The sequence below is a fragment of the Paenibacillus sp. FSL R7-0333 genome, assembly GCF_038000365.1.
Classification (GTDB): Bacteria; Bacillota; Bacilli; order Paenibacillales; family Paenibacillaceae; genus Paenibacillus_AQ; species Paenibacillus_AQ silagei.
Genome location: NZ_JBBOBZ010000003.1, coordinates 1 through 22,531 on the forward strand (window position 1 = coordinate 1; position 22,531 = coordinate 22,531).

At 52.2% G+C, this 22,531-nt stretch carries 14 protein-coding genes and 2 pseudogenes; 13 read left to right on the forward strand and 3 right to left on the reverse strand.

Features of this window, described 5'->3' with window-relative positions; translation table 11 throughout:
• The 13 genes and pseudogenes from MKY86_RS34040 to MKY86_RS34100 form a co-directional block, all read left to right on the forward strand.
• Window positions 1–1,132: pseudogene (locus MKY86_RS34040) on the forward strand (Gly-Xaa-Xaa repeat protein); the annotation flags it as partial.
• A 199-nt stretch (window positions 1,133–1,331) separates the two neighbouring features.
• On the forward strand, window positions 1,332–2,429 hold the full coding sequence (locus tag MKY86_RS34045) for a collagen-like triple helix repeat-containing protein (protein WP_340827454.1): 1,098 nt from the start codon (window positions 1,332–1,334) through the stop codon (window positions 2,427–2,429).
• Between the two features lie 28 nt (window positions 2,430–2,457).
• Entirely contained in the window at window positions 2,458–3,561 is a 1,104-nt protein-coding gene (locus MKY86_RS34050) for a collagen-like protein (RefSeq protein ID WP_076086892.1), read from the forward strand.
• A 305-nt stretch (window positions 3,562–3,866) separates the two neighbouring features.
• Window positions 3,867–5,087, forward strand: coding sequence for a collagen-like protein (locus MKY86_RS34055; RefSeq protein WP_076086889.1), 1,221 nt, complete (start codon window positions 3,867–3,869; stop codon window positions 5,085–5,087).
• A 65-nt stretch (window positions 5,088–5,152) separates the two neighbouring features.
• The gene (locus MKY86_RS34060; RefSeq protein WP_076086886.1) at window positions 5,153–6,364 is read left to right on the forward strand and encodes a collagen-like protein; all 1,212 of its coding nucleotides are present in this window, start codon (window positions 5,153–5,155) and stop codon (window positions 6,362–6,364) included.
• Between the two features lie 31 nt (window positions 6,365–6,395).
• Window positions 6,396–8,711, forward strand: coding sequence for a hypothetical protein (locus tag MKY86_RS34275; protein WP_445669906.1), 2,316 nt, complete (start codon window positions 6,396–6,398; stop codon window positions 8,709–8,711).
• 349 nt (window positions 8,712–9,060) lie between these two features.
• Window positions 9,061–9,423: a hypothetical protein gene (locus MKY86_RS34070; protein WP_076084113.1), complete on the forward strand. Its 363-nt coding sequence runs from the start codon at window positions 9,061–9,063 to the stop codon at window positions 9,421–9,423.
• A 46-nt stretch (window positions 9,424–9,469) separates the two neighbouring features.
• Complete coding sequence (gene rfbA, locus MKY86_RS34075) at window positions 9,470–10,351, forward strand: glucose-1-phosphate thymidylyltransferase RfbA (RefSeq protein WP_076084192.1); 882 nt, start codon at window positions 9,470–9,472, stop codon at window positions 10,349–10,351.
• Between the two features lie 37 nt (window positions 10,352–10,388).
• Window positions 10,389–12,164 carry a thiamine pyrophosphate-binding protein gene (locus tag MKY86_RS34080; protein ID WP_340827976.1) on the forward strand — a complete coding sequence of 592 codons (1,776 nt, stop codon included), beginning with the start codon at window positions 10,389–10,391 and terminating at the stop codon, window positions 12,162–12,164.
• A 160-nt stretch (window positions 12,165–12,324) separates the two neighbouring features.
• Window positions 12,325–13,233, forward strand: coding sequence for a hypothetical protein (locus MKY86_RS34085; RefSeq protein WP_076084119.1), 909 nt, complete (start codon window positions 12,325–12,327; stop codon window positions 13,231–13,233).
• A gap of 123 nt (window positions 13,234–13,356) precedes the next feature.
• Complete coding sequence (locus MKY86_RS34090) at window positions 13,357–14,829, forward strand: glycosyltransferase (RefSeq protein ID WP_083685655.1); 1,473 nt, start codon at window positions 13,357–13,359, stop codon at window positions 14,827–14,829.
• On the forward strand, window positions 14,826–15,770 hold the full coding sequence (locus MKY86_RS34095) for an NAD-dependent epimerase/dehydratase family protein (protein WP_076084125.1): 945 nt from the start codon (window positions 14,826–14,828) through the stop codon (window positions 15,768–15,770). The genes MKY86_RS34090 and MKY86_RS34095 overlap by 4 nt, the downstream gene beginning before the upstream one ends.
• 258 nt (window positions 15,771–16,028) lie before the next feature.
• Window positions 16,029–17,432, forward strand: coding sequence for an amino acid permease (locus MKY86_RS34100; protein WP_076084128.1), 1,404 nt, complete (start codon window positions 16,029–16,031; stop codon window positions 17,430–17,432).
• Between the two features lie 59 nt (window positions 17,433–17,491).
• Here MKY86_RS34100 and MKY86_RS34105 read toward each other — a convergent pair whose 3' ends face one another.
• From MKY86_RS34105 to MKY86_RS34115, 3 genes and pseudogenes are all read right to left on the reverse strand, one after another.
• Window positions 17,492–19,693, reverse strand: coding sequence for a pyocin knob domain-containing protein (locus MKY86_RS34105; protein WP_340827447.1), 2,202 nt, complete (start codon window positions 19,691–19,693; stop codon window positions 17,492–17,494).
• A 38-nt stretch (window positions 19,694–19,731) separates the two neighbouring features.
• Window positions 19,732–21,930, reverse strand: coding sequence for a hypothetical protein (locus MKY86_RS34110; RefSeq protein WP_076084131.1), 2,199 nt, complete (start codon window positions 21,928–21,930; stop codon window positions 19,732–19,734).
• Between the two features lie 31 nt (window positions 21,931–21,961).
• Window positions 21,962–22,531, reverse strand: a pseudogene (locus tag MKY86_RS34115) (hypothetical protein); the annotation flags it as partial.

Below are 22,531 nucleotides of genomic sequence, written 5' to 3' on the forward strand. Positions count from 1 at the left end.
TGGAGAAACCGGGGCGACAGGACTGACAGGAGAAACGGGAGCAACAGGCCTCACCGGCGAAACCGGGGCGACAGGACTGACAGGAGAAACGGGAGCGACAGGACTCACGGGAGAAACGGGAGCGACAGGGCTCACTGGGGAAACGGGAGCGACGGGACTCACTGGGGAAACGGGAGCGACGGGTCTTACAGGTCAGACCGGGTCGACAGGACTTACCGGAGCGGGAGAAACGGGAGCAACAGGTCTTACTGGTGAAACGGGAGCAACAGGCCTCACGGGAGAAACCGGGGCGACAGGACTTACCGGAGCGGGAGAAACGGGAGCGACGGGTCTCACGGGAAGAACGGGAGCGACAGGGCTAACTGGATCGACAGGTCTTACGGGTTCTACAGGAACAAGAGGACCTCAAGGGAGTCAAGGTTTACCCGGAGCTCCAGGTCCACGTGGCTATCAAGGTGATACGGGACCTACGGGATTCACGGGATCGACCGGAGCAACGGGATTCACGGGAGAGACTGGATCGACAGGATTCACGGGATCGACCGGATCGACGGGTCTTACCGGAGCAACCGGATCGACGGGTCTTACTGGAGCAACCGGAGCAACGGGTCTTACCGGAGCAACCGGAGCAACGGGTCTTACCGGAGCAACCGGAGTAACGGGTGTTGGTATTGTAGGTCCAACTGGCTACTTGTCTCAGAATTATGCTCAATTTGTTTCCAATCAAACATTAATTGTAGCAGACACAGATGACTTTCCAATTCCTCATTTCAGTTATCTTGCTAGTTCAAGTAATGGTGTTGCTATTGGGCCGGATAGTGAAGACACTGATGAATTTGTGGTTCAAGCCGGGAATTACCTGATTATCTATCAAGCTACTGTTCAGTCCACCCCTACCAGATCGGCTGGTCTGGAACTTATTATAGGCGGTTCAATAGCGTATGACACCCAAATTGCGGCTCCAATTAACAATAATGTTTCATCCTTACAAGGCACCTATATATTGTTGGCTACCGAACAAACAACAATTCAGTTGGCACTTTTGTTTAAGGATACTGCTGTGACTAACGATATCCGAGGTTTATCTTATGGCATTTTTGCGGCAAAAGTCACAATTATTATGCTTGGCTGAGACTGGCGTGACTTAAGCAATCATTGTAATTCCGTTCTATTAAGGCCAGCCGAAATCAGGGCTGGCCTTAATTTGTATCTGAAGGTGGGAGCTGAGCAGGACGTTTATGTATTCTTTACATAGCTTGGATGAATTAACGAACCATTTGCTGTGAGCGACATATGATGGACTATTCTAAACAAGAAAGGAGAGGATTGATTTGTCACAAGCCAATCTGCCGAACATTACACCAACCATTTCTCTCACCAGAAACGACGCTGTTAACATGATGTTGTCGGCAATTGCTATGGAAGAATTAGGACTTAGTCACGTTATCAATGCAGAAGGGGAGAAACTGCAGTATGTGCTGGGAACTCTTCCGGGAGTAACCGCTCCGGTGGTCAACTTATCCAATCTTATGGACATTACATCGAGCATAAGGAATCTGTTGGGAGAAACCCTCAAAAGCGCATGGTTGCAGACCAGTCAATTAGAGAGTCTGCTGTCGGTGCCAGTTGATTACGGCGCTACAGGAGCACCTGGTCAAACAGGTCCAGACGAAGGTCCAATAGGTCCACGAGGTCTGGTAGGTGAAATAGGAGAGACCGGAGATAAGGGGGAAACGGGGAGTACCGGATTTGCCGGAGTTACAGGCTTAACCGGTTTTACAGGAGAGACAGGGGCTACGGGACTTACAGGTGCAACAGGGTTAACTGGGGCTACAGGTATGACCGGACTTACAGGAGAGACAGGAGCTACAGGTCTAACAGGTCTAACCGGAGTTACAGGTCTAACCGGTGCCACAGGTCTGACGGGAGAAACGGGATTGACCGGTCTAACCGGATTGACCGGTCTAACCGGTGTGACCGGCTGGACCGGCGCTGGCGGTGTATCTGCAGCAGACCGACTGCTGTACTATGTCGAGGCAGGGACTGCGGATGCTGGTGATCCGGTAGTTTTTACTAGTCCAGGTATAATATTGGGTACGAGTATCGGCCTTGGGACTGGAGGATCCTTTAATTTGCTTAATAATGATGTGGGAGGGGTAAATGAGCCGGCGATATACTATGTCCACTATTCGGCAACCGCAACTTCTGCTGCCGGACAGGGAATGACACTATCGCTGTCGCTTAACGGAAATGGCATTCCCGGAAGCGAAAGTTCCTCTGCTATTCCTGCAGCGGTAAACATGGTGTCGGGCGGCAGCGTCTTTCCAACAGAAACTACTCCGAATCCTAATGCATTAACGTTGATCAACACCGGCGCAGGCGGTCTAAACGGTATAGCAGGAACGATTTCGATTATCAAATTGCTCTAACCCAACTTAATACAGAGGAGTTGATTCCATGTCTCAGGCGAACTTGCCTAATATCACCCCAACGATAAATCTTACCAGGGATGATGCCGTCAACCTGTTGCTGTCCTCCATAGCAATGGAAGAATTGGGACTCAGTCATATTATCAATGCGGAAGGAGAGAAGCTGCAGTATATTCTGGGTACTCTACCGGGAATTACAGCTCCTGAAGCTACCATTGGTGATGTGCTGGCCATGAATGATAGTGTAAGGAATATGATGCGCGATATTGTCAAAAAGGAATTCATTCTGACCAACAAACTGGAGACGGTACTCAGCGCTTCCATCATGGCGGGTCCAACCGGTCCAACCGGAGTAACGGGTAATCCTGGAGGACCTCAAGGACCTCAAGGAGCTCAAGGTGATCAAGGTGCTCAAGGTCCAGAAGGTGCAGTCGGTAACACTGGGTTGACCGGAGAGACTGGAATGACCGGGGCGACGGGATTGACCGGAGTAACTGGGCTGACTGGAGGGACCGGCGCTAGCGGAGCAACCGGAATGACGGGTCTTACCGGATTGACTGGATTGACTGGCGTTACGGGACTTACAGGTCTAACCGGGGAGACCGGTGCTACCGGCCTTACGGGTCTAACTGGAGAGACCGGTGCTACCGGAATGACGGGAATGACGGGTATGACTGGGATGACGGGGCTGACCGGTATTGCATTCTTCGCGGATTATGCTTCTTCTTCAACCACTGAGTTGGGTGTAGGACCAGATAGTCCTATCCTATGGGATGATCCGGGACCGTCAGATGGAGAGATTATAAATAACACCTCATACTTTGCTTTACCTGCAAATGCAACAATTTTCGTACAATTCTATGTAAGTGGCCAGAATCCCTCTCCTGCAGGTCCGATGGTCTTCCAATTATATTACACGGATGCAGCAGGAACGGTGGGAGCCGCTGTCACTGGAGGGTCAGCAACCTCTTCTATAGACAATGACGGTATTGCAGCCGTGTCAGGCGGAGGCATTATACAGACAGACGCAACCGCGGTGCGAGGTGTAGCCTTATACAATAACACCACCGGGGAGCCTATCGGGGAAAGTGCGAATCTCTCTGCCAACATCCAACTAATCAGAATTAATTAATTCCCTTGTATTAAGAAAAGCAAGGCACCGAGAAGCCAAAACTCGGTGCCTTGCTATGTTAAGATTCGGGAGAACATCCGGTGATTCGCCTCTTTGGAGCTTCTGTCAGCATTATCCCATACTTAATGGATGGAGCAGCATAGAATATTCCATGCTGCCGGACCAGAAGGATGTATAGGATTCCTTCATTGATACTGGACTTGGACAATCCGGCTTCAGCATACAATAGTACTGGAGGTGTAGTTGGGCAGTTGTCAATCAGCGGGAGGTAAGCAAATTGAAAGAGAAAGAAGGGTTGTGTCGACATGTCATCATTGATTCCGGTTCAACTGGGAAGTCCGGGAGCGGCAATCAGGCTGAATAGTCCTGTATTTTTTGAAATTAGCCATCCCTTGTCCCAAATAGATTTCAGCGTACCTCTGTCGTTCAGGCCGGCAGTGCCCGGCAGTTATCACTTAATTATCGGATTAACGATTCTGAAAGACGGTCAGGTCCTTCATACCTTTAATGATCCGTATATAGGCAACGCCAATACCGCTGGCGATTCCCTGTCTACTGATGTAAATGCAAGTGTTACAGGAAGATTTGACCAAGGGGAACAGCAGTTTGAACTGGAGCTGAGGGTTCTGTCGTATCAGAATATCCAGGGGAACCCGCTGCTTGGTGTCCCAGCCGTTTCCGTCCAAGGTTACTCCGTGGCAGCCGAAGAAGTTGGTCCCACGGGTCCAACAGGAGAAACAGGGCACCCCGGTAATCGGGGATTGAAAGGTGCTACGGGGACCCGGGGGCCAACTGGGCAACTAGGCGGTACTGGTATTACCGGAACGAAAGGGATGAGGGGCGCTGTAGGAGCGTCTGGTATCGTGATTAACTTAGGGAGCGAAACCGGTGAAACCGGAAATACAGGGGTCACCGGGCCAGGTATTATCGGCCTGACCGGGGCCACAGGAATCGGCCGGACAGGTCCGACCGGTGCTGGTCCAGCCGGGCCCACAGGAGCGACTGGAGCCAAGGGAGTGACCGGACAGACCGGTCCTGGATCATCCATTACCGGACCAACTGGTCCGACAGGAGCTACAGGCGCGCCTGGACCAAGCCGATCGTTGCCAGTGGTCGTGAGTGACACCTTACTATCGAACAGCCCAAGTGAAGGAGTGCTTGTTGGCCAGCTTCCGCCGGTGCAGATTGATGCGGCTGACCGCTGTGTAATGATCGAGGGGACGCTTCAGATCAGCTATGGGAACCCTCCGGATCGTGAGTTCCGGAATGCTTTATACTATCAAGTCCATCGGAACGGCCAACCTGTGGGTAGTCCCCAGTTCTGGGTATTACAGTACAGTTACAGTGATATAGAAAGTTCCACTCCGTCCAGCGATGGGTTAGCATTCTTTAGTATTGACCCTAATCCGCCGGTTGGACAGAATGTGTATACGCTGACAGTTCAGGTCTATACAATATCTCTTAACACATCCATCGCCTATACATCGTTCAATGCAACGGCAAAAGTGTTCCTGGATGGAAACTGACCTTATACAAACCGATTATTGGAATAGAAAAGAAACGTATCTTAGGTATAAGGAGATGAACTTACGTGACGGAGATCTATTCGTCGCTTCTTCTGGGAAGCGGCAATATGCTGGCCCTTACGGGAATACGGACGGATGTGGAACAGCAGATTGCTAACGCAGATTTGCGGTTGGCTGTCCCCCTGTTGCTGGATATCCTCAGTCCGGGGGAATACCACCTGCATCTGGATTATGAGCTGTGGAGAGACAAATCGCGTATTACAGCGGGTGCCGTATCGGTTGAATCGCAGACCTCTACAACGGGGCTGGTCCAGACAGAAGCAATCATAAGATTCAGGGATCAGCTGTCAGCAGGGGTTCACCGCTATGAACTGAGGCTGAAGGGGCTTCATGACCAGAATATCGCTTCCGATATCCGGGTGGGGTCGCCGCTGCTGCAGACCGGACCCGGGCCGATCATATTGGCCGGTCCTATAGGTGCCAAAGGTCAAACTGGTCTTACGGGTCTAACCGGGCCAACGGGTTCACAAGGACTGCCAGGGTATCCGGGAGATCCAGGTCCGTCACTCTCCGGAGCTACCGGACTAACAGGCCCGACCGGAGCAACCGGAGCGACCGCATACATTGGAGGATCTCCCGGACCGAAGGGTGCGACAGGAATAACAGGCGGAAGCATTACCGGCCCTACGGGAACGAACGGAGTGGGAGCCACTGGAGCTACGGGGATTGGAGCTACAGGCAATACAGGACTCACTGGCTGGACTGGAGTGCCAGGTGACCCCGGTCCGGCCGGATCAGGGAATGAGCCGGGAGACATGGGACCCGCCGGGGCCAGGGGACCTACAGGATCTCCAGCAGACGGCTCCTACATTCCAACATTAACCTACGCAATTAATTCAGTTATTTTACAACCAACTCAGTTCAATGGGCCTGTTATTGTTGTAACACTACCGGCGAGTTCCCCGGAAACGGGACGCTGCCAAATTGCCGGCGGTGTGCAGCTCCGGTGGAATGGCCCACAGGCTCAGATACCTAACAAGGGTATAAAGATATATTTCGTCCTCACCGATAGTGATGGGACGATCTACTATCAATATAGTGATTCCAGTGGGACACAAGGTATTAATTTAAGTCAGTTTATCCCATTCGTTGCTATGTATAGTGGGTCGCCGACAGAGATGAAACTTGTTCTGATGGTAACGGCCGATATATCTGATCAGTGGTTAGTAACAGCTTTGGGTACCTTAACCGCAACTGTACTTCCCGATAATACATGAAGACCGGAAAATATAAAGGAGTGGTGAAGTGATGTCAAACCTTACGTTTCTTCCGCTGGGAATGCCGGGACCGGCAGTCCATCTGGCTGAGACACTTCAAATCGCAGCAGCACAGCCTCAGACGCAGGTTACTTTCCATATCCCGCTCGTCTTCCAAAGCCTCACAGCCGGGCCATCCCAGATGGGGATTGAACTGGAGACCACGCTCTCCGGACATCCTGTTCAGACCCAATTGGTTACGCTGTCCGATAACGGTACAGAGGAAGCGGCCAGAACGCTACAGGTTACAGTCAACCATCCGGGAAATCCGGGAACGTATGCTTATAGCATCCAAGCCAGGGTGGTCAGCTATAGCAACATTAAGGCCAATCCCCTGATAGGGAGAGCCGTTGCCGGTATTGCCTCGGTAGCCACAATCAGAGCGGATACCGGCATTACCGGTCCGACCGGTCCGACCGGTCTAACGGGGGTCACGGGCTACCCGGGGTTCCTCGGTGGGGGGGGGCTAAAGGGGCCGGTGGGACCGACAGGGTACGGCCCGACCGGTCCCACCGGAGACACGGGTACTACCGGAGCCGATGCTACCGGAGGGACCGGCGGTGCTGCCGGGGCTGCCGGTCCGACCGGCCCGACGGGGCAGACTGGAGCTGGCGACCGTGGGGCGACCGGGGCTGCTGTAACCGGGGCTACAGGCGGAGGCCGCAAGGGGACCACTGGGGCCAGGGGCCTCACAGGATTAACGGGCGACCGGGGAGCGACAGGTACGGGGGATAAAGGCCCAACCGGCCCGGTAGGTTTGACAGGAGCTGCAGGTGCTACTGGAGAGCCGTTGCTTCCTCCCCAGTATCAATATAGTGCCGATCCATTAGGCTTGACTTATGACTTTCAGACTGTTCTGACCTTACCTCAAGTGGTCTTTGAGGGTGGACCGAATGTCGTATTACAGGGGAATGTTCTGGTTACTTTTCAGCCGTATTTGACCGCCACGCGGGTTCCCATTGTTATCAATGTACTCTTCAACGACACCATCCTCCAAGACTTCTCTTTCTATTCTATTCAGCAGAGCTCTGACAGCTTCCCGGGCGGGGAGCGGGCGAGTGTGGACTGCCCGTTCAGTCTAACTCATTATAACGCTGGTGGTCTCGGGGCGTATTCTGTACAAGTAAAGATAGATCAGCCTGTGCCAGATGGTTTCGACTTAAGGGTGGAGAACCGGTATTTATTGGCGGAAGCGTCGGAAAAAGAGCGGCCCTATGTCAGGGACAGAACGGTCTATTATCTCGCTGCAGGTGCAGTTCAGATTTTCGACGCTGTAGAGGGTCTATCAGCACCCGTCCCTATGTACGACAGCATCTATGTCGGATTTGGTGCCAATGTCGCTTCAATGGATGGCCGTTATATTTACTATGCGGTGAAGGATAGACTATATCAGTTCAACATAGATACACTAACTGTGGATTGGGAACTTGACTTGACAGGAGGCATGGTCGCTTCCGACCTGCTGTTGACGCCTGATCAGAGGTATCTCTTTATCTCAGATCTTACCAATCCCCGGGTTCAGATCTATGATCTTGTGAATAGGGCAACGGTCCGAATCTTGTCTTTGAGCTCCAGCGTCCGTTTCTCTGCCGCTTCTCCTGACAGCCGTTATGCTTTCTTCTATATCTACACAGGCCAGACTATCAACACGGGCCAGGTGTATGCCTATGAGATTGCAACGGATTTGCTTACAGGACCTTTCTTTACTTATCTCAGTCCACCGGCAGCGGACCCCTCCGACTCCAACCCGCTGGTAGTTACACCTGACAGTAAGCAGGTTTTGCTAACTCCAAATAGATATCAATACTATTATACTCCTTTAATTATTGGTGATTCTTCTCAAGAGGCTTCTGCTGGTGGAAATGCTGCTATAACATCTGGCATACTTCAATTGGAGAATGGTGAGGTATATGTAATGGGCAGCGGATTATCACAAGACAATGTGACAGGGATAGCCCGTTATCTAGGATACACCCAATTGGGCATTTACCCGGGTCCGGACCAACCATACGCTATGGTTCTATCGCCGGATGAGCAGTGGATCTGTATCGCGGGAATTAGTGAGCTGATGCTGTTCTCGACCAGCGAGTTAACTTCACGGTACATTCCAATGTTGGATTTAGGCATCGAGGGCGGGCTCATATTTACCTGGGACAGCCGTTTTGTTGTCCTTACCGGAACCCAGAATAACTACTCGATAAGTGTGGAGGATCTGACAGTCCGAACCTTCGATCTTCCGCCCGAAGCTAACAACTCGCCGCTGGGCTATTCCCTCTCCAACGGAAGATACAAGACGCAGAGCAAATAAACGAGAAGTCCTGTGCTGCATTAGTTATCCCGAGAGCAACTCTTATGGTTGGGGGAACCATGGAGTTGTTCTTCAATTCATATCGGTTGGACAAGTGAGAGAAGTCATGCAAGCCGTATCAATGCCTTGAAGTTGAAAAAGGAGTGGTGAAGTGATGTCGAACCTTATGTCTCTTCCGCTGGGAATGCCGGGACCGGCAGTCCATCTGGCTGAGACACTTCAAATCGCAGCAGCACAGCCTCAGACACATTAAGGCCAATCCGCGGGGGGCGCGGGCTACCCGGGGTTCTTCGGTGGGGGGCTAAAGGGTCCGGCCCGACCGGAGAACGGCTATCTTTACGCGGAACAGGTGGAGCAGGAAGGTGCTTTTGCGTGGGCATCCAAGGTCTATTTTGTCGGTAACGGGGCACTTAAAATTTTTGACGCAGTTAATGGTGTGATTAAATCCGTCCCGATGTGGGACACCACCAATCTTCCAAGAAACCCCTTCTTTGCTACCTATGCCGCTTCACCGGACGGCCGTTATATTTACTACGGAGTAGGAATTACGCTGTACCGTTTCAACACGCAGGAAGAGACAATCGATTTGAAAATGGATTTGATCCCCACCATAAATATCTCAGGTATGCTGCTCACGCCTGATGCAATGCAGACACTCCAGTATTCTACAATTCCGTATCCAGTGGAAGATATGAGTCGCAGAGCCGTTTAGAGAGAGTTTAGCCCAAAACCAAGGGGAGTAGGGAGTGTGGACAATTATGAAGGGAATCATTCTGGCAGGCGGCTCGGGGACGAGGCTGCATCCGCTGACGAAGTCGATCTCGAAGCAGATTCTACCGGTGTATGACAAGCCGATGATCTATTATCCGCTGTCTGTCCTGATGCTGGCGGGCATCCGGGACATTCTGCTGATCTCCACCGGGCGGGATATCCGGCTGTTCCAGGATTTGCTTGGTAACGGTGAACAATTGGGGCTATCGCTGCAATATGCGGTTCAGGAGCAGCCGCGCGGACTCGCGGAGGCGTTCCTTATCGGCGAAGAATTCATCGGCACGGATCAGGTGTGTATGATTCTGGGCGATAATATATTTTATGGGCAGAGCTTCGGCGCCATTCTGGAGAAGGCTGTTTCGCGTCAGGAAGGTGCCACAATATTCGGCTGCCGGGTACAGAATCCGTCTGCTTACGGTGTTGTCGAATTCGACAGCTCGGGCAAGGCGGTTGCACTGGAGGAGAAGCCGCTGTATCCCCGGTCCCACTATGCGGTGCCGGGCTTGTACTTCTACGACCGGCAGGTAGTGGAGATAGCCAGACACATCAAGCCCTCGCGGCGCGGCGAAATCGAGATTACCGATGTTAACATAGAGTATCTGAGAAGAGGACAACTACACGTGGAACGCTTCGGCCGGGGAATGGCCTGGCTGGACACCGGAACGCCCGAATCGCTCCTGGAGGCGGCCAATCTGGTCGAGACTATCCAGAAGCGGCAGGGGCTGTATGTAGCTTGTATAGAAGAAATTGCTTTTAACAAGGGGTATATCACCAGGGAACAGCTTCTGGAGCTGGCCAAGCCGCTGCACAAGCTGGCGTATGGACAATACTTATCAAGCATAGCCGAAGAATCCCTTACTGCGAACTGAGGTATATCTGATTCAAGACCATTAATGTAAGGAGTGAGTGTGCTTGAAGGTATCTGATTATGTAATAGATTATCTTAAGCAACAAGGCATATCGCATGTCTTTGAATTTATAGGCGGAGCCATTGTCCATCTACTTGATTCCGTTTCGGTTAGAAATGATATCGAATGTGTTTCGGTTCGCCATGAACAAGCAGGTGCTTTTGCGGCTGAAGCTTATGCCAGGATGAACGGGAAGCTCGGTGTGGTTATGGCCACAAGTGGACCGGGGGCATTGAATTTGCTTACCGGAATAGGCAGTTGTTACTTCGATTCAGTTCCTTGTTTGTTTATCACGGGACAAGTGAACACTTACGAATATAAATTTGAGCGGCAAGTAAGACAAATAGGGTTTCAAGAAACCGATATTGTCAGCGTAGCGAAGCCGTTGACTAAATATGCTGTCATGGTTACAGAGCCGGATCAGATCAGGTATGAGCTGGAGAAGGCAATAGTTCTGACTCAGCATGGCCGGCCAGGGCCAGTCTTATTAGACATTCCGATGAATCTTCAACGGGCACAGGTTGAGCCTGAGACTCTGAATAGCTTCTACAATAGCAAAGAGTACAAAGCGCTTATGAAAGATTCAGGGGACGTAAGCGATTCTGTCATTGAAGATGTTATTAAGATGCTAGGTGCAGCCAAGAGACCGCTGATCTTAGCGGGCGGTGGTGTAAGAGCCGGTAATTCTGCAGCAGCACTGTCCCGATTCATTGGCAAGACAGGAATACCCATAGTTACATCATTAATGGGGCTTGATGTGATCTCGCATGATCATCCGCTGTATACAGGTCTGATAGGATCCTATGGTAACCGGTACAGCAATCTGATTCTTGCTAATTGTGACCTGTTGCTCATCTTCGGTTCAAGACTCGACAGCAGGCAGACCGGAACCAGACCGGATACCTTTGGGCGTGGGGCCCAAATGATACACGTGGATATTGATCATAATGAGCTTAACAGCAAGGTTGCAGCAACACTTGCCATCAAGTCTGATCTGAAGGTATTCCTGGAACGGATGGATTCTGCACTAACCGGGTATCACCCGCCGGATATCACTGAGTGGTTAGCATATATTGCCGGTCTCAAAGGGCAATATCCTACGTATTCTTTCACTCCGAGTGCCAATGAAATTGAACCTAACCGCTTCATGGGGCTATTGTCCTCCAGATCTGCGAAGTTCAAGGCAATCTGCCTGGATGTGGGACAGCATCAGATGTGGGCATCGCAGTCATTCTTATTGTCCGGGAACCAAAGACTACTCAATTCCGGCGGGATGGGGGCGATGGGATTCGCCTTGCCGGCAGCCATCGGAGCTTGCTTAGCAACAGGGGACGAGACTCTCGTCATTGCGGGAGACGGTGGCTTTCAATTGAACATACAGGAATTAGATACGGTTGTCCGGCTGCATCTGCCCATTAAAATAGTGGTTATGAATAATAGCTCTCTGGGAATGGTGAGGCAGTTCCAGAATTTGTATTTTGAGGGCAGGAAACAGTCTACAGTAAATCCTAATCCTTCATTTATCGATATTGTTAAAGCTTATACCATTCCGGCCTTTCAAATGAATAACACGGATGATATTCATCAGCTTGAACAGTTCTTAAGTACTAAGGGACCGGCATTTATTGAGGTTAAGGTGGACAGAACAACCGACGTCTATCCCAAGCTGGTTGTAAATAGGCCTATTGAGGATATGTATCCGTATCTGGACAGGGACGAATTGAAAAGAATCATGCTAATCGACCTCGCGTCAGAGATGGGTCATCCTGAGTAAATCTCTCCTAGCCCAGAGGGAGATCACCAACGAAGAAGCGGTGTCCATCTGCTGAATGCAGTGGAACACCGCTTTTCTGTAGTTCGGTCCGGCTTCTGCATATATTGCCTTTGCAAAGAATAATTTAATTATTATGCAATACAACAATAGAGGTGAGTAGATGAAATATTTCCAGAATCATGTGCATGGGATGGAGGGGCTCTGTAATCAGCTGATGGCTCTTTACCGGGCAGTATCGGAAGCATTCCTGTGCATTGAACGGGGCGAATCGGCCTGTATTATCCTTGCTGATGGTCAAACACGCAACTTTATTAATCTGACCAACGAACCTTTTTTTTCACCTTTATCTATTGATGCTTTCATAGAGGTAGATCAATTCCAGTCAGTCCTGGCCTCCCGAAGTGTGTCACTCCTACGAATGAGAGATGCAGAATCATTGTCTGAACTGGCGGTTAGATGCTCCCGTTTCCCTATCAGCACCATGACTCCAGAGGAGGCCCTTAACACGGGGATCTGGATAGCTGCTTCATTTCCTTTTGCCGCCAAGCCGTTGGAATTAGCCCACACGATCATCGGCTCTATGTCCCATTACCCCAAATGGGCTGCTATGCAATTACGTATCGAAGGAGATATATTGTATGGCCAAGAGGCCATGAACATAAGTCTTGATAATTACGCACAGCAGTATGTGCATCTGGCAGCCGGCCACTTGGCTCAGTTCCCTGCAATGTCGGCAGTATATATAGCAACCGGTGTGAAGGAAGAGGTTCTCAGAAGGGCTTCCAAAGAGCTGACGGAAAGATTCCCAGATACGGTTCTGCTTAGTAAAAAAGAAATTCTGCGGCGATCTTCGGGACTTTGGGAGGAATTTCAAGCCCTGTCTCTGGAAGAGCAGGCGTTGGTGGATTGGCTGGTCTGCCTGAATGCTCCTCACTTTCTGGGTCCGCACGGGAACTCCTTTTCGTACCTGGCCGGATACATGCGTCACTACCGTGGATTAGAGCCAGACACTACATTATTATGGCCGGAGTACCAGCCTTACTGGGATTTATGGTTTCCCAGAGTGTGAACAGAAGCTGTAACCAATTGTTTTTTATGTATAAAAAAGTCGTGCGTGAATATTAATCAAAAGAGGTGTTAGGCGTTTTTTGGGAAGCAGAGGCGTAGTTTGAAATTGAAAGGGGTTAATATAATGGATGTACCGAACCCTGAACAAGGGAGCTATTTCAGTTGTGGATCACAATCGGTATTGGCGGAGAATGGTTATGTATCCAATCCCTCCTGTGTTTCTATAGGCAACCATGTAAATGTGCAGGCGGGTTATCACTGGAGGATCAAGGGAGCGGATTCAGGCAATGCTCCTAGTTTGACAATTAAGGACGGTTGCAGTATTGGAGCAGGTTTTCATGTTAACAGTAACCATAAAGTCCACATAGGCCGGAATGTGCAGATTGAACCTTATGTCATTATATCAGACCGGACGGTTAGACCGGGTTTTCCAAGTTGGGTAAGCACTTCAGAAGAGATGAATAGCCCGGAAACGCTGGAGGTGGGGGATGGATGTGTCCTTCGCGCACATAGCGTAATTGCCGGAAATGTAAATATTGGAAAATTCAGTATTGTTGAGCTTAATAGTGTAGTTGTTGAGGATGTTCCAAGCTTCTGCACGGTCTCCGGCAATCCCGCTGTCGTTACCAAAGTGTTCATTCCTGAAACACTCGAATGGGTTATCGTGCACGGTGAGGAAGAAACAAAAGCTGCACTTGAACGCCGCCGGGAGCATCCCCTGTTGTCGATAGTCATTCCGACCTATAATCGTGCTCATCATCTGAACAATAATCTTCAATCCATTTATAGTCAAATTTGTGATGAGGACCTGGTGGAAGTGGTAGTCACGGATAATCACTCGCAGGATACTACACAGGAGGTCGGTGAGTCATATACCAAGTTATTCTCCAGCTTTCGTTATAGCCGGAATGAACAGAACATAGGGTTCGATCTCAATATGGCTCATGTCTCCTCACTGGCGAGAGGGAGCTTTATTAAATTGAATGGAGACGATGATTACTGGCTTGATGGGGCGCTGATTGATTTCATAGGGATTGTGCTCAACAACCTTGATTGTGCGCTGTTTCACACGAATCAGTTGGATACGGATGGGCAAGTAGTTACCATGGAGGGCAGTGATCTATTCCTGACACATACAAGTAATGATGCGGTGCACATGACCATGAATACGATGAAACGCTCACTTTGGAGTCAGATTGAGGATACAACGAAGTATGCTTCCACGGGGATCATTCATATGTATTGGCTATATGATATTCTTGCTTTGGACCCTAAGTTTTGTATAATAAACCAAAAATTATATTATTTTGCAGGGGTTGCGCCAGAGGGATATAACGTAGGTAGAATGGTAATTAAGAGTGCGCTGGATGTGTTTCTGCATTATGAAGGCCGGACTCTGAAAAGTGAGACGATTCGTGAGGAGAAGAAGAAGCGTGTGTACGGGGTGATTATTCCATTGTACGATATTATTGTGAGATATGGATACTCAAGTGACATCTCGAATTATGAAGATTATTATACAGAATACTACGCAAATGAAGATTACTATGAAGATGGGCTGATGAAGCTGCGGGAAATCTCGGCGAGGCGGCTGTGAAGAGTCCCACACCAAATAAGATTGCTATACTGGGAGCCACTGGGCACATTGCGAGGAACCTGATTCTCGGTCTAGCTGCTTCACAGGAGTATGAGCTGTATTTATTCTCACGGTTCAGAGACAGAATGGCCCTTTTCCTGGAGGAAAAGCAGCTTCAGAAACATGCCCGGCTCTGTGAGTACAGTCAATTCGAACTTACGGCGGACTATGATGTGATTATCAATGGGGTGGGGATCGGAGATCCGCGTGACCTCATTCAGCATCCGTTCAAGGTCTTTGAGATTACCGAGCATTACGACAAGCTGATTCTGGAATATCTGCATGAGAATCCGGCTGCCATATATATCAATCTAAGCAGCGGGGCGGTATACGGGTCTGACTTCGACCAGCCTGCTACAGACGGGAAGTGGCTCAAGCTTGATCCCAACCATCTATCCGCTCAGGAATTTTACGGGATCACCAAGCTGAACATGGAGGCCAAGCACAGAAGTCTGGGCCAGTACCGCATTGTGGATCTACGGATATTTGGTTTTTTTAGCGAGTTTATTGATCTGGATTCACGGTATTTGCTGACAGATATCATTGATCACCTTAGAAAGGGAGAGATTCTGCACACCTCATCGGACAACATCGTTAGAGACTATGTGCACCCCTGGGATTTGCTCCAGCTCATCAAGCTGTGTATGAAGGAAGATGTACGGAATAATGTATATGATGTATTTTCACTAAAGCCTGCGGCGAAGTTTGAGATTCTGGATTACTTCGCAGGTTCCTACGGGCTTAAGTATGAAATACAAGATAATCCTTCCTATAACTCCATAACCGGCTCTAAGACTAACTATTATTCTCTTAACCACAGAGCCACCCAAATAGGCTACCTGCCCCGTTACACGTCGCTCCAGAGCATAAAGAACGGTTATGATCAATTGATACGCGTATAACTAAATACCATATTCTCCGTTCGTGCTATGTGAACAAACACCATTCTAAGAGAGCTGTCCGGTTCTCCGTCTGGGGATCGACCGGATCAATTTCCGAAAGCATCGGTACGTACAGCAACTACCCGTATGAGACGAAGTGGACCTTCAACTCCGCTCTGAGTCAATGACAGATCAAATGAAATTCATGTTTCCCGTCCCTCAGGGAATTCTAGAACTGGAGAGTTATCTACCATTCTGAAAGCGGTGAGGACGGAATTCATGAAGCAAGCTTCCGGTACAACTGAAGAAGATAAGAAATTGAAATGGTGGCAGCTAAGCCTGCTTGGGATTGCGGGGACGATTGGAACCGGGTATTTCCTCGGCTCGGGGCTGGCAATCACAATCGGCGGACCGGCGGTGCTGCTGGTATATCTGTTAGCTGCGGCGGGGACTTATGTTGTATTCGATGCCCTGGCCCGGATGACGGCGGAGCAGCCTGAACAAGGCTCCTTCCGCTCCTATGCGAAGCAAGCGTTCGGGAATTGGGCCGGCTTCGGCAGCGGTTGGCTGTATTGGTTCTCGGAGCTGCTGATTATGGGCAGCCAGCTCACCGCATTATCCATATTCTCGCGCTTTTGGTTCCCGGCCGTACCCATGTGGGTGTTCGCGGCCGGGTTCGCGGCGGTTGGACTGGGGATTGTATTCTTCGGGAATACAGGCTTCGACCGGGTGGAGAATGTGCTGGCCGTCATCAAGATGGCGGCCATTCTGATGTTCCTGGCGCTGGCGGCGGCGCTGCTGGCAGGCTGGATTGGCGGCGGCAAGTACACCCCGAAGCTGCCGCAGGGTTATAAGGGGTTCTTTCCTGCGGGAGGTATCGGGCTTTGTTCTGCGTTTATTTTTGCCTTTTATGCCTATGGGGGCATTGAGGTGCTGGGGATTATGTCTTACAGGCTCAAGAATCCGGAGGATGCCCCGAAGGCAGGGAAGGTGATGCTGGTGGGACTGGCGTCCGTGTATATCCTGTCTATTGGACTTGCGGTAATTATGGTACCGCTGAGCGCTTTTAACCCGAAGGAAAGTCCCTTCGTGCTGGCCTTGCGCAGCGAACATCTGGCCTTCGTGCCGCATCTGTTCAATGGCGTGCTGATCATTGCCGGCTTCTCTACTATGACTGCCTCGCTGTACGCAATCACCTCAATGATGCTTACGCTGGCCCAGGAGGGGGATGCCCCTAAGATGTTCTCGAAGAAATGGAAGGAGAAGTACCCGTTCTTCGCGCTGTGCCTGATTGCCGCCGGTCTGAGCGGTGCCATTATGATGTCCTTATGGTTGCCGGGGAAGGTGTATGAATACATCACCACCGCTGCCGGACTGATGATTCTCTATAACTGGGCCTTCATTCTGCTCTCCTCGGGCAGGCTGCTGAAGCCGAGTACGCTGGGCGCAGTGAAGCGCTGGAGCGGACTGATACTGATTCTGGTGGCGGTCACCGGAACCTTGTTCCATAAGCTGAGCCGCCCGGGCTTCTACATCAGCCTGCTGATTGTAGCGCTGATTGCGCTGGGGGACTGGATCGTTCAGCATGTCCGCAGCAAGCATGCAGCCGTACCCTATCCTTCACTGCATGGGGGTCCAGGAATTCGGATTAAGGGCATTCGGCTGCGGAAGAACAAGATCTAATGGAATAAAGGCAGCGATTCTCCGGTTTGGGAGAATCGCTGCCTTGTTTATAGCTAATTTTAAATTAAAGTAATGATGGTCACTTCGCATCTGTTTGGGGTAGTAATAATTACAGGAGTACCTAACATATTTTGGACCTGCATGGTAGTATTTACTCCTCCGATAAGATCAATAATCGCATTTGCAGTGTGATTGACATTTGAGGAGTTAGTGGATAAAGATAATGTTCCCTTAACAAAATTCGTTGGGGGATCAGGGAAAGTACCAATCGAAAGTTGGTATCTGTTATCAGGAGTACCTCCTACAGAATATATGACTAGATAAGAGTGCCCAGCGGTTAAATTAATGGTTCCAGGTGGTGTAAGTGTTACTGTGTCGCTTGTTCCATTAAGAGTATCAAACGGCACCGGACCTTGAGGCTCGGCAGTCAGACCGGTAACCGATATAGTAGCATACACAGCGTTAAGAGGTTCACCTGATACACCTGTCACCCCAGTTGGTCCTGTCACTCCGGTGGGTCCGGTGACACCGGTGGGTCCGGTGACGCCGGCGGGTCCGGTGACACCAGTGGGTCCGGTGGTGCCTGTTGGCCCAGTAGTACCCGTGGGTCCGGTGACGCCAGTTGGCCCGGTGACGCCTGTCGGCCCGGTGGTGCCGGTGGGCCCGGTGACGCCGGTGGGTCCGGTGACGCCAGTGGGTCCAGTGATGCCTGTCGGCCCGGTGACGCCCGTCGGTCCGGTGACACCGGTGGGTCCGGTAACGCCGGTAGGTCCAGTGACGCCAGTGGGTCCGGTGGTTCCCGTCGGCCCGGTGACGCCGGTAGGTCCAGTGACACCAGTTGGTCCGGTGGTTCCCGTCGGCCCGGTGGTGCCGGTGGGCCCGGTGACGCCGGTGGGTCCGGTGGTTCCCGTCGGCCCGGTGACGCCGGTGGGTCCAGTGACGCCGGTGGGTCCGGTGACGCCGGTGGGCCCTGTGACGCCAGTGGGTCCGGTGGTACCAGTGGGCCCGGTGACACCAGTGGGCCCGGTGACGCCAGTGGGCCCGGTGGTTCCCGTCGGCCCGGTGACACCAGTGGGTCCGGTGACACCAGTGGGCCCTGTGGTTCCCGTCGGCCCGGTGACGCCGGTGGGTCCGGTGACGCCCGTCGGTCCGGTGACGCCGGTGGGCCCTGTGGTGCCGGTAGGCCCCGTGACGCGGGTGGGCCCGGTGACGCCGGTGGGTCCGGTGGTTCCCGTCGGCCCGGTGGTGCCGGTGGGCCCCGTGACGCCCGTGGGCCCCGTGACGCCCGTCGGTCCTGTTACCCCTGTATTTCCTGTGTCGCCGGTGGGCCCGGTAACGCCGGTGGGTCCGGTGACGCCGGTGGGTCCGGTAACGCCAGTAGCTCCGGTAGCCCCCGTGGTTCCGGTGACGCCTGTCGGCCCTGTAACTCCAGTAGGTCCGGTGAACCCTGTGGGCCCGGTGGTTCCAGTCGGCCCGGTGACGCCCGAAGCCCCGGTGAACCCTGTGGGCCCGGTGGTGCCGGTTGGCCCGGTGACGCCCGTCGTCCCTGTTGGACCAGTAATGCTGTCACCAGTAGCACCCTGGGGGCCAGTGGAGCCGCGTTGCCCAATCTCTTGCCAGTCTGTCCAGTGCTCTCCGTCATCCTGACTGCTACGGTAATAGAGGACAGGATTAGAGATATAGAGCTGCTGAATATACTCTCCAACCTTGGAGACGTACAAGGTCCAGACTGCGGGGTGAGCTACAAGCGGCGGACCGTGATGAGGATCTCCTCCATTGGGATTATCGGAGCTGTAGACACCGGCTTCGGTGAATGAGTCTAGATCAGACTCAGACGTTTCCTCGCTTAAAGGTAGAGCGCCTATGTCCTCGGCATCAATTACAACGGCTCCGATCTGGGTGTTGACACTGGTGACGGCTCCTGGAAGTCCAGTAGCTCCAGTCAGTCCAGTCGGTCCTGTTATCGTTGGAATACCAGAGGCGGTCTGTAATTTTGAGTCCAGCATCATTTCCTGGCGGATGATGGTATTCAGCATGGCTTGAGTACTGTTATTCACCTCCAGCACCTGTTCCAGAGTGGCGTTCGGACCGCTTATTCCTGGCAGTGTGCCTAGAGCAAACTGGATTTTCTCCCCTTCCGCATTAATAATGTGGGCCAAACCGAGCTCTTCCATAGCGATGGAAGAGAACAACATGTTAACGACATTATCTCTTGTTAATGTGATCGTTGGAGAGATGTTGGGAATATTAGGCGTAGACAAATGAAACCCTCCTTCATGATTTGATGATCAGTATATCGTTATGTCAACGTATTTATCGTAACTCCGCATCTGGCAGAGACAACTGTTATACTTCCCCCTCCAACATTTTGAACCTCCAAAGTAGCAGCAGTTGTCTCACCGCGAAGATCAATAATGGCACTTGTCGTGTGATTGACATTTGTATTATTGGATGCTGACGTAAGAGTGCCCGGAACGAGAGTATTTGGAGCGCCAGGAGCTACACCCCTTGCAAAGCGGAAGGAGTTATTATTACCGGCTCCTACCGTGTAAATAGCCAGGTAGGCGTGCCCGGCTTGTAAAGTAAAGGTTCCTGCGGCAAGTGCAATATTATTGCTTGTTCCAACATAAGCGTCGAACGGAACAGCTGCATTAGGGCCAACAGTTGGAGACGGGTCGGCGGTTATATTAGCATAGAGGTAGTCATTTGCCGGCCCGGTAAATCCTGTTGGCCCGGTAACGCCGGTCGGTCCGGTAACGCCGGTCGATCCGGTAACCCCCGTTGGTCCGGTAACCCCTGCGGGCCCGGTAACGCCGGTGGGTCCGGTAACACCGGTGGGACCCGTGTCCCCGGTCGGCCCTGAGATGCCGGTCGGTCCAGTGACGCCGGTCGGCCCGGTGTCCCCTGTAGGTCCGGTAACGCCGGTCGCCCCGGTAGTGCCCGTAGGTCCGGTATCCCCCGTGGGCCCGGTAATGCCTGTCGGTCCGGTGTTCCCGGTCGCTCCGGTGATGCCGTTCGGTCCAGTGACGCCTGTTGGTCCAGTGTCTCCGGTCGGTCCGGTAACGCCGGTCGGTCCAGTGACGCCGGTGGAACCCGTGTCGCCGGTGGGTCCGGTAACGCCGGTGGGTCCGGTAACGCCGTCCGGTCCGGTGGTGCCAGTGGGTCCGGTGACGCCTGTTGGCCCGGTGACACCCGTCGGCCCTGTTATCCCTGTATTTCCCGTTGCACCAGTGGGTCCCGTGTCGCCGGTGGCCCCGGTAACCCCAGTGGGGCCCGTAACGCCAGTCGATCCGGTGACGCCGTCCGGTCCAGTGACGCCTGTGGGTCCAGTAACGCCGGTAGGACCTGTGTCCCCGGTCGGTCCGGTAACCCCGGTGGGTCCGGTGACGCCCGTTGGCCCAGTAATGCCCGTCGGCCCGGTAATGCCCGTTGGTCCGGTAAGCCCGGTCGGTCCGGTAACCCCTGTTGGCCCTGTAATCCCAGTGGGCCCGGTAACGCCGGTCTCTCCGGTGATGCCGGTGGATCCGGTAAGCCCGGTTGCTCCAGTCATGCCCGTCTCTCCGGTGAGGCCGGTCTCTCCGGTGGCACCCGTCTCTCCGGTGAGGCCGGTCGCGCCAGTGACGCCCATTATTTCTACGCCCGTCACGCCTGTTATCCCCGTTGATCCTGTGAGACCGGTTGGCCCAATGATGTCCGTCGGCCCGGTGACGCCGGTGGCTCCAGTAACACCGGTTAGTCCGGTCGCACCGGTCTGCCCCTCAATTCCCGTGTCTCCGGTAATCCCAGTTACACCCGTAAGGCCTGCGCCAGTAGCGCCTTTCGGTCCGGTGAAGCCTTGCTGCCCGATCTCTTGCCAGGGTGTCCAGTTCGCTCCCGCATCCTGGCTGCTGCGATAATAGAGGACGGGGTTAGAGATATAGAGCTGCTGAACGTATTCTCCCACCTTGGAGACATATAAGGTCCAGACCGGGGGATGAGCTACAAGCGGCGGACCGTTGTCAGGATCTCCTCCATTAGGATCAGCGGAGCTATAGACACCGGCTTCTGTGAACGAGTCCAGGTTGGAAGTAGACAGCTCCTGGGTTAAAGGCAGAGCCCCTATGTCCTCAGGATCAAGCACAATTGTTCCAGTTTGGCCGTTGATACTTAATACGCCGCCAGCAGCACCCGTGGTTCCTGTTGGCCCCGTCGCTCCAATTACAATTTTAAGATTCGAGGCAGTGCTTAAAACAGAATCCAGCATCATTTCATGCTTGGAGGTCGTATTCAGCATGGAGCGTACGTTGTTGCCCAGCTGCAGCAACTGGGCAACAGTAGCTGGCGGACCGCTGAGTCCCGGCAGCGTGCCCAGAGCATACTGGATCTTCTCTCCCTCTGCATTGAGAATGTGAGCCAAACCGAGTTCTTCCATAGCGATTGAAGAGAATAACAGGTTAACGGCATCATCCCTCGTCAATGTGATCGATGGTGTTATATTTGGAATATTAGGTGTTGACAAATAAAACCCTCCTTCATGATTTAATCGTTCATTATCTTAGTGTCACAATCGTCACCTGGCATCTGGCACCATTAACAATAGCAGCTGAACTTTGAGCATTCAGGACTGCTAGTGTAATTGAAGAGACTGTCATAAGATCAATAACCGTAGTCGAAGTGTGATTAGCGTCGGAGCCGCTTGTTGCTAGTGTCAGAGTTCCTGGTATCACTGTATCTGGAGGACCCGGAAACACACCTCTAGCGAACTGAAAGGACTTATCCCGCTCGGACCCTACAGAATAGATGGCTAGATAAATATGACCGCCAGCCAAAGTGAATATTCCTGTTGTGGTATCAAGTGATATATTGTTACTTCCACCTGTAGGAATAATGGTGTTGAAGGGAACCGGGGAATTCCCATTAACAGTAGGAGTGCCGCTGTCGATAGTGGCATTGGCAAAGTCACTGGATAATCCTGCTGCCCCAGTCGCTCCTGTGACAACCCCTGTAGCGCCGGTAAAGCCTGTATTGCCAGTGAGGCCTGTAGCGCCGGTAATGCCCCCTGTAACGCTGGTAACGCCGGTAGCGCCAGTGAAGCCTGTGTCACCGGTAACGCCCCCCGT